Raw genomic sequence first — 14,082 nt, forward strand, 5'->3', positions numbered from 1 at the left:
CGGTCTGACAGAGTGGCGCCCGTAGTGTCGGCGATCGGCGGGAGCGGCTGGTGACCTTACGGGTGGCGGTGGACTTCGGGACATCGAGCACCTGTGTCGTCGCCTCGGTGAACGGCCGGGAGCCGCAGGTCGTGGTGGTGGACGGCCAGCCGCTCATGTCCTCGGCCGTCTACGCCGCGCAGGACGGCACGCTGTTCGTCGGGCAGGAGGCCGAACGGCAGGCCGCGGTCGATCCCTCCCGCTTCGAGCCCCACCCCAAGCGCCGCATCGACGAGGGAGAGCTGCTGCTCGGCGACTCGGTGCTGCGCGTCACCGACGTGGTCCACGCGGTGCTCGCGCGCGCGGTCGGCGAGGCACGGAGGCTCGCGGGCGGCGCCGAGGTGAACCTGCTGGTGCTGACCCATCCCGCCGACTGGGGTGCCGTGCGCACGCGGCTGCTGCGGCAGGCGGCCGGTCAGCTCGCGCGCGAGGTGGCGCTGGTTCCGGAACCGGTCGCGGCGGCGGTGTTCCACGCGGCCACCTTCACGCCGGCCGCCGCGAACCAGGAACGCACCGTGGAGTTCAGCGGCAAACCCGGCGACGCGCTGGCAGTGCTGGACCTCGGTGGCGGCACGATCGACGCGAGCGTCGTGCGCAGGGCGCCGCAGGGCAGCAGGCGCGGCGGCTTCGAGGTGCTCGCCACGCGCGGCGACCCGAGCTTCGGCGGTGCCGACATCGACCAGTCGCTGCTCGAACACGTCGGCTCGCTGGTGTCGGGCGCGGACCCGAAGGCGTGGGAACAGCTCGTGCAGGGCCGCGAGCTCGTCGACCGGCGCCGCCGTCGCGTGCTGCGCCAGGACATCCGGGGAGCGAAGGAGACGCTGTCCCGGCACGCCTACACCGATGTGCCGATGCCGCCGCCGTTCGCCGACGCGCACGTGACGCGCGAGGACCTCGAACGGCTCGTCGCCGCGCCGCTCGGCAGGGCCGTGGAGCTGACCAGCGGCACGATCGAGGCGGCGGGGCTGCGGCCGAAGCAGCTCGCCGCGATCTTCCTCGTGGGCGGGTCGAGCCGGATCCCGATGGTGTCGCGGCTCGTTCACGAGCGCACCGGAGTGGTTCCGACCACCCTGGACCAGCCGGAAACGGTCGTGGCGCGCGGCGCGCTGCGCGCCGTGCAGGTGATCCCCGACCGCACCGGCGCACTGCCCGGTTCGGCGGCTCCCCGGCAGGGCGCGCCGGTTCCCGAGCACGAGCAGCGCACCAAGGTCGTGGCCACGCCCGGCTTCGGTGGGCGGCCATCCCGGCCCGTCGCCGGTGCGCCCCGGATGCCGCGCCCACCCGTGGCGAACCCGGCCGGACGGCCGTCCCCGCCGAGGGGACAACCCGCGCTCACACCGCAGCCCGCGCAGGCGCAGGCCCGCGGCCGCAACCGGCTGCCGTGGCTGATCGGTGGTGCGCTCGTGCTGGTGGCCGCCACGGTCGCGGTGCTGCTGACCGCCCTCAGCGGCGAGGACGAGCCCGAGGGGCGCACGTTCGCGCAGTACTCCTACACGTTCGTCGCGCCGCCGGGCTGGACGCAGACCGGCGACAACGTCGCCGACCGGCAGGTGATCGTGAAACCGAGCGACGCGCAACAGCGCGACGATCTCGTGGTGGTGCAGGAGTTCGTGCTGTCCTACGACGGCGGGGCCGAACGCGACCGGCTGGCCGGCGTGCTTCGGGACGCGGCGAGCAGCGAGTCCGACCGCTACAGCGGTTTCCAGGACCACCACCAGTTCGCGGGCCGCGACACCATTCACTACGTGGAGACCAAGCCCGCGGCGAAGGTCAACTGGTACGTGCTGGCACAGGGCACCGCGCAGGTCAGCATCGGCTGCCAGGAGGCGGGCGATCCCGAGCGCGTGCGCGTGGCGTGCGAGCAGATCGTGCGCACCCTCGAGATCACCAACTGAGGCCGCGTTCCCCATTAGCTCGGGCGGGTGATTAACCGTGTCTCGAATTCGCGCAAGCGAATGCGATAGGCGTGGGTCCCCGGCTCTCGTCGCATGCCGAAACCGTTGCGGGACAGGGTATTTCCGAACGCGTTCTCGCAGGTCGGAGCAGGTGTTCACCTCGTGGTTCCACTCCGGTTCCGAAGTGGAGCGTTCACGCTAGCAACTACTTGGGGACATGCCGCGACAACGGGGAACCGAACATGGCAATGTCTCCGTCGTAGAGCCAGTACGAACAACCGAGTACAGGCGAACCACGAACGAAGGGGGTCACCTCCGATGGCAGGCGGTTTCACCGGGACACCGGAGCAGTTCCAGCAGGCGTACCAGGACGTCGACCAGATCAAGGCGTCGATGGACCAGAACCTGAACACGCTCCGCAACAACATCGAGGCCACGCAGGCCGGCTGGCAGGGCGAGGCCGCGAAGGCCTTCAACAACGTGATGGCGGCCTTCGACGAGAAGACCCGGAAGCTGAACGAGGCGCTCGGCAACATCGGTGAGCTGCTCCAGCAGTCCGGTGTCAAGTACCAGCAGGCGGAAGAGGAGCAGAACTCCGCCATCAGCAGCATCGGCAACACGCTCGGCGGCCTCTGAGCCGCGTAGCGCGCCCACTCGAACTTCCAGACCCACTACTCAACGGAGGCAAAAATGCCGAACGGCATCGTTGTTGATTACGCGACCATCCACCAGGCCGCCGACGACTGCACCAAGACCGGTGGCGAGCTCGACGCCCTCTTCGAGGACCTCAAGGCCCGCCTCGCCCCGCTGGTCGACAGCTGGTCCGGTGAGGCCATGGAGGCGTGGCAGAACGTGCAGAACGAGTGGAACACCTCGCTCGACGAGATGAAGCAGGTGCTGGCCCAGATCGCCACCGCGCTGCCGCAGATCGCCGACGGCTACCAGTCGACGGACAAGGGCATCCAGGGGATGTTCTGATCCCGAGCGCGACGAGACCGGGCCCGGCCGAATCGGCCGGGCCCGGTCTCTTTGTGCGTCTGTCTACTTGGGAGCGCCGACCTCGTACTCGGGCTTGTCGTTGAGCACGCGGATCGTGACGGACCTCTTCTGTCCGGCCACCTCGGCCGAGCACTCGAAGGTGTGGCCGGTCTCGATCTGCTGGTTCGCCGGGCACTGCACGCCGGAGACGTCGTGCTCGCCGTAGCTGTCCCGCAGCGTGGTCGCCACACCCTCCTGCAGCGACTGCTGGTCGAGCACGTCACCGCGGAACACGCCGAGCAGCCATGCCGCGACCCCGCCGCCCGCGAGCACCACCACGGCCACGAGCCCGATCACGAGCGGTTTCTTCGACCGCTTCGGCTTGGGCTGCGTGGTGGTGTCGCCGAAGGCGCCGAGCCCGCCGTACTGGGATTGGAAGTTGCCGCCGAAGCCGCCCGGTGCCTGCTGCTGATGCGGTTGATGCAACTGCTGCGGCTGGTGCTGCTGTGGTTGCTGGTGCGGCTGTTGCGGCGTGCCCGGGTACTGACCGGGAGCCGGGTAGCCGTGGCCCGGCGTCTGCGGCTGCCACCAGCCCTGCGGCTGGCCGGGCTGCTGTGTCATCGGGTTCCCCTCGTGCGCTCGTCGACTGCGGACCACCTCGGCGGTCAGCCGCCCGCGCTGGTGATCTGGCCCATCCGGTCGTAGAAGTCGTCGACCTCGGCGTCGGTCTTGAGCGCCGTGATCTGGTCGGGCGGCGGGATCTTGGGCAGCGACTCCTCGGTCGGCGGCTCGAGCACCTGGTAGTGCTCCTTGATCTCGATCTCGGTCCCGCCCGCGGTGATGAGCCCGTTCATCTCGATCTCCTTGAGCCCACCCTGTGGGTCGAGCGCGATCCGTGTCTCGACGACCCCGTCGCGCGCTTCCTCGCTGATCTGCTGCAGCGCCCAGTCGGGCAGGATCACCACCCGCTCCTCGAGGATGTCGCGCAGGGTCACCTCGGCCGTCAGCTCGACGCTGCCGTCCTGCAGGCTCTTCGCCTGCTTCGCCGCGTGACCGTTCTCCAGCGACGACTGCACGGTGCTGAGCATGCGGCACACGACGGCGTAGCCGCCCCAGAAGCAGATGTCGTAGCCGACGTCCTCGTACGGCAGGGAGACCCACGCGGTGGGGGCGAGGCTCTCGTAGACGGGGCCGAGGATCGCGTACTCGACGTCGCTGCCCGCGGGGCGGTAGTAGTCGCGGTAGTCGGCGGAGTCCCGGTTGGAGTGGTTCTTGTAGAACCGCGACGGCGGGCTGCCCACCTGGATCGCGGTGATCGTGGCGTCGGCCTTCTTGTCGCCGATCCGCGTGTACGAGCGGTGGGTGCTCTGCCTCGGCTCGTTGCCCGCGAGGTCGTCGTCGAGGCGCTCCAGCGTGGCCGCGAACTTGGCGCTGACGTACTCCGCGGCGGCGTCGCCGTCTGGGATGGGGGTGCCGGACCGGCCACCGCCCACGCAGGACGTGGTCAGCGCCAGCACCGCGCCGAGCGCCGCGAGTGTCCTCAGCCGTCGCCGTTTCGACGGCCTCAGGCACTGTGTCATTGCCTACCCCCGGAATGTCTCGTCGCGGCGCACCGCTGGAGACATTAGTATGTGGGGTGCTCTCGTACCCCGCCTTCACCCTCTTCTAGGCGACCGGGTATCTTCATAAGCTGTTGTGCGCACGAGCGTCTGCGCTCAGCCCGCACTGAACCCACAAGCAATGTTGACGACGAGGTAGACCCTTGCCCACGTACAGCCCCAAGCCCGGCGATGTCACCCGTGCCTGGCACGTGATCGACGCCGAGGATGTCGTGCTCGGCCGGCTCGCGACCGAGGTCGCCACGCTGCTGCGCGGCAAGCACAAGCCGACCTATGCCCCGCACGTGGACACCGGTGACTTCGTCATCATCGTCAACGCCGACAAGGTGGCCCTCACCGGTAACAAGCGCGAGCAGAAGTTCGCCTACCGGCACAGTGGCTACCCCGGCGGTCTGCGCAAGCGCTCCTTCGGTGAGCTGCTCGACACCCGCCCCGAGCGGCTGGTCGAGAAGGTTGTCAAGGGCATGCTGCCGAAGAACAAGCTCGGTCGCGCCCAGGCGAAGAAGCTGAAGGTCTACGCAGGGCCCGAGCACCCGCACGCCGCGCAGCAGCCGCAGCCGCGCGAGATCTCCAAGATCGCTCAGGTTACCCAGTGAGTGAGGAACAGGTAGTGACCAGCACCGAGACCGAGGCCGCCACCGACGCGGCTGTGACCAGCGAGACGCCGGCCGCGCCGAGGCCGTCCCGCGCCGCCGGTGGCACCGCGCAGACGGTCGGCCGCCGCAAGGAGGCCGTCGTCCGGGTGCGGCTCGTGCCCGGTTCCGGCCAGTTCAAGCTCAACGGCAAGTCGCTCGAGACGTACTTCCCCAACAAGGTGCACCAGCAGCTCATCCGTGAGCCGCTGGTGACGGTGGAGAAGCCCGAGTCGTTCGACGTGTTCGCCAACCTCGACGGCGGCGGCATCTCCGGCCAGGCCGGTGCGCTGCGTCTCGCCATCGCGCGTGCGCTCGCCGAGATCGACGCCGACGACCGCCCGGCTCTGAAGAAGGCCGGCTTCCTGACCCGGGACGCGCGTTCCACGGAGCGGAAGAAGTACGGCCTCAAGAAGGCCCGCAAGGCTCCGCAGTACAGCAAGCGCTGACGCGCCACAGCAACGCACGGGAGCGCCCATCCGATACCTGGATGGGCGCTCCCGCGCGTTTCGGGGTCCGCCCGGCGGTGGAACACGCCGCGTGCGTACCCGCCTGGGGCCGCTTCCCCGCGGTCGCTAGGTTTGATCGGGCCGCTTTCGTGGCGGACCCTCACTGCAGGACCCTCACACGGAGGTCGAGGACATGGCTCGCCTTTTCGGCACCGACGGGGTGCGCGGCCTCGCCAACGCCGAACTCACGCCCGAGCTCGCGATGTCGGTCGCGGCCAGCGCCGCCCGCGTGCTCGCCGCACACGACCGCTCGCACCGGCCGGTCGCCATCGTCGGCAGGGATCCGAGGGCCAGCGGCGAGATGCTGGAGGCGGCCGTGGTCGCCGGGCTCGCGTCGGCGGGCGCGGACGTGCTGCGGGTCGGCGTGCTGCCGACGCCCGCGGTCGCGTTCCTGGTGGGCGACCTCTCCGCGGACCTCGGCGTGATGATCTCCGCCTCGCACAACCCGATGCCCGACAACGGCATCAAGCTCTTCGGCGAGGGCGGGCACAAGCTGCCCGACGGCATCGAGGACGAGATCGAGGCCGGGCTAGACGCCCACGGCACCCGGCCGACCGGTGCGCAGATCGGCAGGGTCTCCGACGTCGACGACGCCCTCGACCGCTACATCGCCCACCTGCTCGCGGCCACGCCGCACTCGCTCGCGGGCCTGCGCGTGGTGGTCGACTGCGCGAACGGCGCCGCCTCGCAGGCCGCGCCGGAGGCGTACCGCAAGGCCGGCGCCGAGGTGATCGCGCTGTACGCGGAGCCGGACGGCGTCAACATCAACGAAGGCTGCGGTTCCACCCATCCCGACGACCTGTGCGCCGCCGTGGTCGAGCACGGCGCCGACCTGGGCATCGCCCACGACGGCGACGCCGATCGCTGCCTCGCCGTCGACGCCGGGGGCAACCTCGTGGACGGCGACCAGATCATGGCCGTTCTCGCTCTCGCGATGGCGCAGGCGGGCGAGCTGGCCGAGACGACGCTGGTCGCCACGGTGATGAGCAACCTCGGCCTGCACCTGGCGATGCGGGAGCACGAGATCGTGCTGCGGACCACCGCCGTCGGCGACCGCTACGTGCTGGAGGAGCTGCGGGCGGGCGGTTTCTCGCTCGGCGGCGAGCAGTCGGGACACGTGGTGCTGCCCGGTCACGCCACGACGGGTGACGGGCTGCTCACGGCGATGCGGCTGATGAGCAGGATGGCGGGCACCGGCAAACCGCTGGCCGAGCTGGCCGGGGTGATGCGCAGGCTGCCGCAGGTGCTCGTCAACGTGCGCGTGGCCGACAAGGCCGCCGTGGCCTCGTCGCCCGCGGTGCGGGAGGCCGTGGACGCGGTGAGCGCGGAGCTGGGCGACGAGGGCCGCGTGCTGCTGCGCCCTTCGGGCACCGAGCAGCTCGTGCGGGTGATGGTCGAGGCGCCCGCCGAGGACACCGCGCAGGCCGCGGCCGATCGCCTGGCCGGTGTCGTCGCCTCGGTCTCCTGAGCAGGGGTTCGGCGTTTCGGCTTGCAAATTTCCGATCTCGGTGCGTGCTGACCTGCGCCTCGGTACATTCTGTGCATTAGCGACGGCACCGGGGCGGAACCCTGTGCGTCGTAAAGGCGATCGCACAGTCAACCGGGAGGGGGAGCGGTCGTGACCGGGGTCAACGCACCGAGTGGCTATACCGCAGACACAGGCTCCATGGCGAGCCAGGCGCAGACGATCAACGATGCCGCCGAGGAAGCCAAGGACGCCGTCAAGGACGTCAAACCCGCGAAGGTCACGGAGGCCGACTTCGGCACCGCCCACACCCAGTACGGCGCCGACTTCACCGCGGCGATCGAAGCGCTCGGCACGGGTTCCGACGCCATGTGCGGTGCGCTGATATCGCTCGCCCAGGGCATCGGCAGTGCGGGCAAGCAGTACGCCACGGCCGAGTCCGAGCAGGCCGCGGCCGCCAACCAGTCCGGGAGCGGGATGTGAGCGAGCAGCGCAGCTGGGAAGAGACGAAGGCGATCCTGGACGATCCTTACGTCTCCGCGGACACCAAGCAGGCGGTGCTGGGCGCGTACTCCCGCGACGGCGGCGGCTTCAACGAGGACGCGGCACCCTACTTCGAGCAGTACAACGTCCCCAGGTACACGTTCGGCAGCGGCGGTGGCCTGGTCGACTACCTCGACGACGCGGCCTACGAGCAGGCCGAGCAGGAGTCGGAGGAGAACGGCTACCAGGACCGCCAGGTACGGGACCGGCTCGAGGAGAACCAAGGCGAGCTGGACAACGCGCAGGCGCCGGGCTCCGGCTCGTCGGCCATCGCGAAGGCGGACGAGCTGCTGGACCTGGCCCGCGACGGGCTCAAGGTGTTCGAGACCTTCGTCCCGATCGACGCCGAGGCCCCCGGCGACCAGAAGCACATCGACTCGCCGCTGAACTACGACGAGGACATCGTCAAGCGGTTCGACGAGCAGAAGGGCATCGACTTCCAGAAGCTGCTCGACGAGGCCAAGCGCCTGCGTGACGCGCACACCGTGCTGTCCGATCTGCACAGCACCACGGAGTCGAGCCTCAACTCGCTCTACAAGGACTGGACCGGTGACGGCGCCAACGCCTCGTACCAGAAGTACAGCGAGGACATCGCGCCGAACACGCAGGAACTGCTGGAGTACCTGAGCGGTGGCGCCGACGTCATCGAGGCCACGGTGCAGACGGTGTACGAGGCGGTCAAGCACAAGGCCGACGAGGTCATCGCCATGTACCAGTCCACGGTCGGCGCGGCCACGGAGCAGACGGCCAGGGACGTCATGAAGCTCGCCAACGGCGACTTCTCCTCGCAGGACGAGATCCTGCCGGTGGCGGCGTGGGTCGACGCGGAGACCGGCAGCGACATCGAGTCCCGCATCCGGTCCGACGACTGCGACCTCAACGAGGGCAACAAGACCTACGTCATCGAGCAGTGCAAGCAGTGGGTCAGGGACTCGTGGAACCCGGACCTCTACGACAACCTGCACCAGCGCTTCACGCAGCTGTGCGATGACACCAAGGAGGCCGTGGACACGGCCTTCGAGGAGATGAACTCCTATCTCAAGGAGTACAAGAACGAGTTCCCCGAGGAGTCCGCGGAGCCGCAGCCCCAGCCGCAGCCGCAGCCGAATCCGGGCGACACCGGTGGCGGCGGTGGCACGGGTGGCGGCGGTTCCGGCGGCGGTGGAACCGGCGGTGGCGGCACGGGCGGCGGTGGCGGTGCCCCGAGCGCGCCCACGCCCCCCGAGATGGAGACCCCGGGGGCGACGACGCCCGGCAAGAACCCGGTCACCGGCGAGGACCTGGAGGTCAACCCGGAGACGGGCGAGCCGTATCCGATCGACCCGGAGACCGGCGAGGCCATCAAGGACACCGGCAGCGACCAGGACACCCTGACCGTGGAGAAGGGTGACCACACGTTCGAGATGACCGAGCCCGACGAAGACGGGAAGATGGAGATCTCCGTCGACGACGGCTCCGGCGAGCTCAAGGACTACAAGCTCGACTTCGGCACGGGCGAGGAGGGCGCCGAGGGACAGCAGGAGGGCTTCGGCCCGCAGGGGTCCGAGGGCGCGGGCGACGAGCAGGTGTACCGGCCCGGCCCCGACGGCAAGATCCACATCGAGGACGGCAATCTCAAGATCACGGCCGAGCAGCCGGAGGGCCCGGACGGGCCCACCAAGGTCACGGTCGACGACGGCAACCCTCCGCCCACCACCTACACGCTCGGTGAGGCGAAGCAGGAGGGCGGCGGCGGTGCGGGCGCCCAGGGCGGCACGCCGCGCGAGGGCATCCGGACGATGCCGGCGCCCGGCGAGAACCCGTTCACCTCCGGCGGCTCCGAAGGCGGCTCCTTCGCCGGTGGCGGTGGCACGCCCGCCGAGGGCGCCGCGGCGGGAGCACCCGCCGGGGTGGCCGGTGGCGACGGTGCGAGCATCGGCGGTGCCGTCGGCGGCGAGGGCGTGGCCGGCGGTGGCGACGGTGCCGGCGGTGGCCAGCAGACCGAGCCGTCCGCGGGTGGTGCGGGCAGCGGCGGTGGTGGCGGCGGAGGCGACTTCGGCGGAGCCGCCGGTGCTCCCGCGGCCGTCGGTGGTGGCGGCGAGGGCGACGCGCTCGGCGCCGGGGCCCAGTCGGGTGCCGCCACGCAGTCCGCACCGGCCGGTGCGGGCCTCGGTGTCGCACCCGGCGGAATGGGCGAGCCGATGCCCGCCGCGGCGGCGCAGGGCAGCGGCATGTCCGGCGGCGCGGGCGGCATGGGCATGATGGGCGGCATGGGTGCGATGGGCGGTGCCGGTGGTGGCCAGGGCGGCGACCAGGAGCGCAGCTCGAACCCGTACCGCATCGACGGCGGCATCTTCGAGGGCAGCGGCGGTGGCGGCGGCAGCCGGATCAGTGGTTCGCTGAACGACGACGCCGAGCGCTCGATCCGGTTCGACCGGTGAGCGGCATGGCCGACGGCAGAGGTGAGGAGTCCTGATGGCTGAGGGAAAGGCCGCGGCGGTCATCACCCGGTTGGGACAGATCAACCGCGAGATGAGCGAGCGTCGCGCGCTGCGGGAGCGCCGGTCAGCGGCGGCGAAGCAGCAGGCGAAGGAGACCTTCCAGCGGCAGGGGCAGGTGGCCGACAAGACCGCCAAGCACCTCGGCGAGCTGGGCCGCAGGCAGCGGGAGGCCGGTGGCTGGGCCACCGAGAAGGCGCTCGCCGACCGCGACAAGGTCATGGGCTTCGGCCAGGTGGAGGACGAGGAGCAGCCCGCCGACGACTACTCGCGCTACGCGAGCGGCGCACCGATCGCGCCGTCGTCGGCGGCGTCGCCGGCAGCGGCGGGTGCTCCGGCATCGCAGGCGGAACCGCCGCAGCAGCAACGCAAGTACTCGCGCGCGGTCGCCCCGCCCGCGCAGCCGGAGCAACCTCAGCAGCAGCGCAAGTACTCGCGGTCGGTCGCGCCTGCCCAGCAGCCGGAGCCGGAGACCCCGCCACCACCGCCCCGGCGTGCTCCCCGGCACGCCAGGGAAGAGCGGTTCGACGACGACGACTTCTCGAACAACAGTTGGCTGAAATGAACGCGGTGGTGGTCGAACGGGCCGGCGAGATCAAAGAGCTCGTCTGCCGGGTGCTGGAGATCGAGCCGGAGAAGGTCAGCGACACCGACCTGTTCACCGACGATCTCGGCGCCGACTCGATGAAGCTCATCGAGCTGCTCGCCAACCTCGAGATCGAGTTCGACGTGGAGATCGACGAGGACGAGATCGAGCGGCTCGTCAACCTGCGTGGGGTGTACGACGTGCTCAGCGCGGCGCTGGACGCCTGAGCCGTGCGCAGGGTGGTGGTCACCGGCATCGGTGTCGTGTCCAGCATCGGCACCGGTGCCGCCCCCTTCGCGAAGGCGCTGCGGGAGGGACGCAGCGGGGCGCGGCCGATCGGGGCGTTCGACACCGCGGGGTTCGCGCACGCCACGGGCTGTGAGGTGGTCGGGTTCGAGCCGCAGCGCTGGGTGCGCAACGTGCCGCTCGACGAGGTCGGCAGGGCCGCCCGGTTCGCCATCGCCTCGGCCAGGATGGCCGTGGACGACGCCGGGCTCACCGAGGAGGAGCTGCGGCGGCTGCCCGGCCTCGTGTCCATCGGCACCACCGACGGTGGCTCGGACGACGGAGAGCGGCTTGCCGCCTCGTACGTCCACTCCGGACCGGAGTCGATGGATCCCGTTGCGGCGCGCAGGCTCCCGGCGAGCACGCTCGCCACGGGGGTTGCCCGCGAACTCCGTCTGTCCGATGTGGACGTATCGACGATCGCCACCGCGTGCGCGGCGGGCAACTACGCGATCGGCAACGGTTTCGACGCGGTACGCACGGGCGAGGCGGACTTCGCGCTGTGCGGCGGCGCGGACGCGATGTGCCGCATGACGTTCACCGGATTCTACCGGCTCGGCGCGGTGGATCCGGACGGCTGCAGGCCGTTCGACGTGAACCGGCGCGGCATCCTGACCGGCGAGGGCGGCGCGGTGCTGCTGCTGGAGCCGCTGGAGTCGGCGCGGGAGCGCGGCGCGCGGAGCTACGCGGAGATTCTCGGCTACGGCCTCAACTGCGACGCCCACCACCAGGTCGCCCCCGACGGCGACAGCGTGCGCCGGTGCATGGAGCTCGCGCTCGCCGACGCCGGGGTCGAGCCCGGCGAGGTGGACCTGATCTCGGCGCACGGCACGGGAACGAAGGCCAACGACGTCACCGAGTGCGGGGCGATCCGTGGCGCGTTCGGAGATCGGCCGCCGCGCACGGTGTCGGTGAAGTCGATGCTGGGGCACACGATGGGCGCGGCGAGCGCGCTCGGTGCCGCCGCGTGCGCGCTGGGCATCGAGCACCGATTCATCCCGCCCACGATCAACCACACCGAGACGGACCCGGACTGCGGTATCGACTGCGTGCCGAACACGGCGGTCGAGGCGCGGTTGCGGGTGGTGCAGAACAACGCGCTCGCCTTCGGCGGCAACAACGCCGTCGTGGTGCTCGGGAAGCGGTGAGGCGCATGGGGCCGGTGATCACGGCGTGGTCGGCGATCTCGTCGTGCGGGGTCGGGCGCGCGGCGTTGGAGGCCGGGCTCGTGCGGCCGAGCCCGCTCGACGACGAGAGCCCTGGCACGCAGGCGTTTCTCGCCTCGGACTTCGTGGTGCGGGAGGCGCTGGGCACCAAGGGCACGGGCTCGATGGACCGCTCCAGCGCGCTCGCCGTCGGCGTGGTGGGTGAGCTGCTGCCGGGTGTCGACGTCGACGCGCGCACCGGCGTGGTGCTCGGCACCACCTCGGGCAGCTCCCAGACGCAGCTGGAGTTCACGCGGGATTCGCTGACCCGGCGCAAACCGTACTTCGTCAACCCGGCCTCGATGCCGTTCGCGCTGATGAACAGCGCCGCGGGCCAGGCGGCGATCTGGCACAAGCTGACGGGTCCGAACACGACGATCGCCGGCGGCCGGATGTCGGGGCCGAGCGTGCTGCGCTACGGCGCGCGCCTGCTCGCCACCGGGCGCGCGAGCGGGGTCGTGTGCGGTGCCGTGGAGGAGTACAGCCCCACGCGGGCGTGGCTGGAGCACCACCGGGGCGGTACGCGGGTGCTGGGCGAGGGCGCCGCGGTGGTGTTCCTCGAATCGGCGGGCACGGCGAGGGCGCCGCTGGCCGAGGTGCTCGGCATCGCGACGAGGGTCGCCGTGGACGGCGACCCCGCCGGGGCGCTCGCGGCGTGCCTGCACCGCGTGCTGGAGCGGGCCGGTGCGGCTGCGGAGGACGTGCGGACGGTGGCCGTGTCGGCCCCGGAGGGCGCGCTCGCCGAGGCGGAGCGCACGGCTCTGGCCAGGTTGCGGGCCTCGGTGGTGGACCCGGCCGAGGTGATCGGTGACGTCGGCGCGGCGACGGGGCCGTTCCAGGTCGTGACGTTGCTGCGCTCGCCGGGGCTCGCGGTGGCGACGGCGCTCGACGCCGACGGCAGCGTGGGCTGCGTGCTGCTGCGCGTGCTCAGCTGACGGCGGGCTCCGGCTCGTACGCGATCGGCGCGGCCTTCAGCTCCGCCTCCAGCAGTGACCGGTAGGTGTTCGAGCCGGTCAGGTGGGTCAGGAAGAACGCGGTGAACAGCGCGCGGACGGTGCGCTGCGTCGCGCGGTGGGGCTTGCCGTGCAGCAGGGCCTGGCTCCAGTGGGCACCCTCGGTGACGCCGAGGTGCGACGACTTCGGCAGCGTGCGCAGCTGCACCGGGCCTGCCCACGCCCTCGCGATCGCCTCCGCGTTGCCGCCCGCGGGTGCCACCAGGTCGTCGTCGGCGGCGAGATGCAGTCCGGGCACGGTGACCTTCGCGGCCGCCGCGGTGGCGGTGGGCATGGTCTGCGCGGCCGCCACGGTGGCGACGGCCTTGATCTCCGGCTCGCCCTCGGTGGCCGCGGCGAGCACGGCGGCGCCGCCGCCGACGGAGTGCCCGGCGACACCGAGCTTGCGCGGGTCGACGCTGATGCCGTCGGGGCCGAGCCGCACGCCGCGCACGACGTCGAGCGTGGAGCGCAGGTCGGCGGCGAAGAGCCGGTGGGAGGGCAGCGGACCGCGGTGCGTCGCCGGCGCGGCGGCGACGATGCCCCAGCTGGCGAGGTGGCGCAGCAGCTCGCGGTAGCGGCCCGGCGGCTGGAGCCAGCCGTGTCCGAACGCGACGGCGGGCAGGTTGAGCCCCTCACGCGGGGCGAACACGACGCCGGGGAGGCCGACGAGTGCGAGGTCGCCGCGCAGCACCTCGTGCGGACCCGGGTGGGAGAGCTCCTCGAGCAACTGCTTCGGCTTGCTGGCCATGGCTGGAGGGTAGCCGAACGATCAGGTGGCGGCAGGTGCGCCACGGGTGGAACGCGCTGCCGCCGTGCCCGGCCAGGCCGCTCCCGGGGTGTCGTTACGCTGGGGC

At 71.3% G+C, this 14,082-nt stretch carries 15 protein-coding genes; 12 read left to right on the plus strand and 3 right to left on the minus strand.

Annotated elements, in window-relative coordinates:
• The first annotated feature begins 50 nt into the window (after positions 1–50).
• From BA062_RS05225 to BA062_RS05235, 3 genes are all read left to right on the plus strand, one after another.
• Positions 51–1,934 (plus strand): type VII secretion-associated protein, encoded by a 1,884-nt coding sequence (locus BA062_RS05225; protein WP_110334850.1) that lies wholly within the window; start codon positions 51–53, stop codon positions 1,932–1,934.
• Between the two features lie 318 nt (positions 1,935–2,252).
• Entirely contained in the window at positions 2,253–2,570 is a 318-nt protein-coding gene (locus tag BA062_RS05230) for a WXG100 family type VII secretion target (protein WP_110334851.1), read from the plus strand.
• Positions 2,571–2,624: 54 nt separating this feature from the next.
• Positions 2,625–2,912: a WXG100 family type VII secretion target gene (locus tag BA062_RS05235; protein ID WP_110334852.1), complete on the plus strand. Its 288-nt coding sequence runs from the start codon at positions 2,625–2,627 to the stop codon at positions 2,910–2,912.
• 63 nt (positions 2,913–2,975) lie between these two features.
• On the opposite strand, the gene BA062_RS05240 is transcribed toward BA062_RS05235, so the two are convergent.
• Both BA062_RS05240 and BA062_RS05245 read right to left on the minus strand, forming a co-directional pair.
• Positions 2,976–3,533, minus strand: a complete 558-nt coding sequence (locus BA062_RS05240) for a DUF4333 domain-containing protein (protein ID WP_110334853.1) — start codon at positions 3,531–3,533, stop codon at positions 2,976–2,978.
• A 44-nt stretch (positions 3,534–3,577) separates the two neighbouring features.
• On the minus strand, positions 3,578–4,492 hold the full coding sequence (locus BA062_RS05245; RefSeq protein ID WP_110334854.1) for a hypothetical protein: 915 nt from the start codon (positions 4,490–4,492) through the stop codon (positions 3,578–3,580).
• A 182-nt stretch (positions 4,493–4,674) separates the two neighbouring features.
• Here BA062_RS05245 and rplM point away from each other — a divergent pair, with 182 nt between their 5' ends.
• The 9 genes from rplM to BA062_RS05290 all read left to right on the plus strand — a co-directional run bounded on the left by rplM (position 4,675) and on the right by BA062_RS05290 (position 13,168).
• On the plus strand, positions 4,675–5,127 hold the full coding sequence (gene rplM / locus BA062_RS05250; RefSeq protein ID WP_110334855.1) for a 50S ribosomal protein L13: 453 nt from the start codon (positions 4,675–4,677) through the stop codon (positions 5,125–5,127).
• Between the two features lie 14 nt (positions 5,128–5,141).
• Positions 5,142–5,612 (plus strand): 30S ribosomal protein S9, encoded by a 471-nt coding sequence (gene rpsI / locus BA062_RS05255; RefSeq protein ID WP_110334856.1) that lies wholly within the window; start codon positions 5,142–5,144, stop codon positions 5,610–5,612.
• 193 nt (positions 5,613–5,805) lie between these two features.
• Positions 5,806–7,140: a phosphoglucosamine mutase gene (glmM, locus tag BA062_RS05260; protein ID WP_110334857.1), complete on the plus strand. Its 1,335-nt coding sequence runs from the start codon at positions 5,806–5,808 to the stop codon at positions 7,138–7,140.
• Positions 7,141–7,338: 198 nt separating this feature from the next.
• Positions 7,339–7,620, plus strand: a complete 282-nt coding sequence (locus BA062_RS05265) for a hypothetical protein (RefSeq protein ID WP_245959677.1) — start codon at positions 7,339–7,341, stop codon at positions 7,618–7,620.
• The gene (locus BA062_RS40960) at positions 7,617–10,100 is read left to right on the plus strand and encodes a WXG100 family type VII secretion target (RefSeq protein ID WP_110334859.1); all 2,484 of its coding nucleotides are present in this window, start codon (positions 7,617–7,619) and stop codon (positions 10,098–10,100) included. Before BA062_RS05265 ends, BA062_RS40960 begins: the two co-directional genes overlap by 4 nt.
• A 34-nt stretch (positions 10,101–10,134) precedes the next feature.
• Entirely contained in the window at positions 10,135–10,722 is a 588-nt protein-coding gene (locus tag BA062_RS39735) for a hypothetical protein (protein WP_168213875.1), read from the plus strand.
• Entirely contained in the window at positions 10,719–10,970 is a 252-nt protein-coding gene (locus BA062_RS05280; protein WP_110334861.1) for an acyl carrier protein, read from the plus strand. The genes BA062_RS39735 and BA062_RS05280 overlap by 4 nt, the downstream gene beginning before the upstream one ends.
• Positions 10,971–10,973: 3 nt before the next feature.
• Positions 10,974–12,176 (plus strand): beta-ketoacyl-[acyl-carrier-protein] synthase family protein, encoded by a 1,203-nt coding sequence (locus BA062_RS05285; RefSeq protein WP_110334862.1) that lies wholly within the window; start codon positions 10,974–10,976, stop codon positions 12,174–12,176.
• A gap of 5 nt (positions 12,177–12,181) precedes the next feature.
• Positions 12,182–13,168, plus strand: coding sequence for a beta-ketoacyl synthase N-terminal-like domain-containing protein (locus BA062_RS05290; RefSeq protein WP_110334863.1), 987 nt, complete (start codon positions 12,182–12,184; stop codon positions 13,166–13,168).
• On the opposite strand, the gene BA062_RS05295 is transcribed toward BA062_RS05290, so the two are convergent.
• Positions 13,161–13,976, minus strand: coding sequence for a dienelactone hydrolase family protein (locus tag BA062_RS05295; RefSeq protein ID WP_110334864.1), 816 nt, complete (start codon positions 13,974–13,976; stop codon positions 13,161–13,163). The two genes, BA062_RS05290 and BA062_RS05295, sit on opposite strands and share 8 nt — an antisense overlap.
• Positions 13,977–14,082: the final 106 nt, after the last annotated feature.

This window comes from Prauserella flavalba, assembly GCF_003202235.1.
Lineage (GTDB): Bacteria > Actinomycetota > Actinomycetes > Mycobacteriales > Pseudonocardiaceae > Prauserella_A > Prauserella_A flavalba.

Bases quoted from the DNA above. Each gene is read 5' to 3' on its own strand.
- BA062_RS05230 (WP_110334851.1), top strand. From the start codon at position 2,253: ATGGCAGGCGGTTTCACCGGGACACCGGAGCAGTTCCAGCAGGCGTAC.
- BA062_RS05235 (WP_110334852.1), top strand. From the start codon at position 2,625: ATGCCGAACGGCATCGTTGTTGATTACGCGACCATCCACCAGGCCGCC.
- BA062_RS05240 (WP_110334853.1), bottom strand. From the start codon at position 3,533: ATGACACAGCAGCCCGGCCAGCCGCAGGGCTGGTGGCAGCCGCAGACG.
- BA062_RS05245 (WP_110334854.1), bottom strand. From the start codon at position 4,492: ATGACACAGTGCCTGAGGCCGTCGAAACGGCGACGGCTGAGGACACTC.
- glmM (WP_110334857.1), top strand. From the start codon at position 5,806: ATGGCTCGCCTTTTCGGCACCGACGGGGTGCGCGGCCTCGCCAACGCC.
- BA062_RS05265 (WP_245959677.1), top strand. From the start codon at position 7,339: ATGGCGAGCCAGGCGCAGACGATCAACGATGCCGCCGAGGAAGCCAAG.
- BA062_RS39735 (WP_168213875.1), top strand. From the start codon at position 10,135: ATGGCTGAGGGAAAGGCCGCGGCGGTCATCACCCGGTTGGGACAGATC.
- BA062_RS05280 (WP_110334861.1), top strand. From the start codon at position 10,719: ATGAACGCGGTGGTGGTCGAACGGGCCGGCGAGATCAAAGAGCTCGTC.
- BA062_RS05290 (WP_110334863.1), top strand. From the start codon at position 12,182: ATGGGGCCGGTGATCACGGCGTGGTCGGCGATCTCGTCGTGCGGGGTC.
- BA062_RS05295 (WP_110334864.1), bottom strand. From the start codon at position 13,976: ATGGCCAGCAAGCCGAAGCAGTTGCTCGAGGAGCTCTCCCACCCGGGT.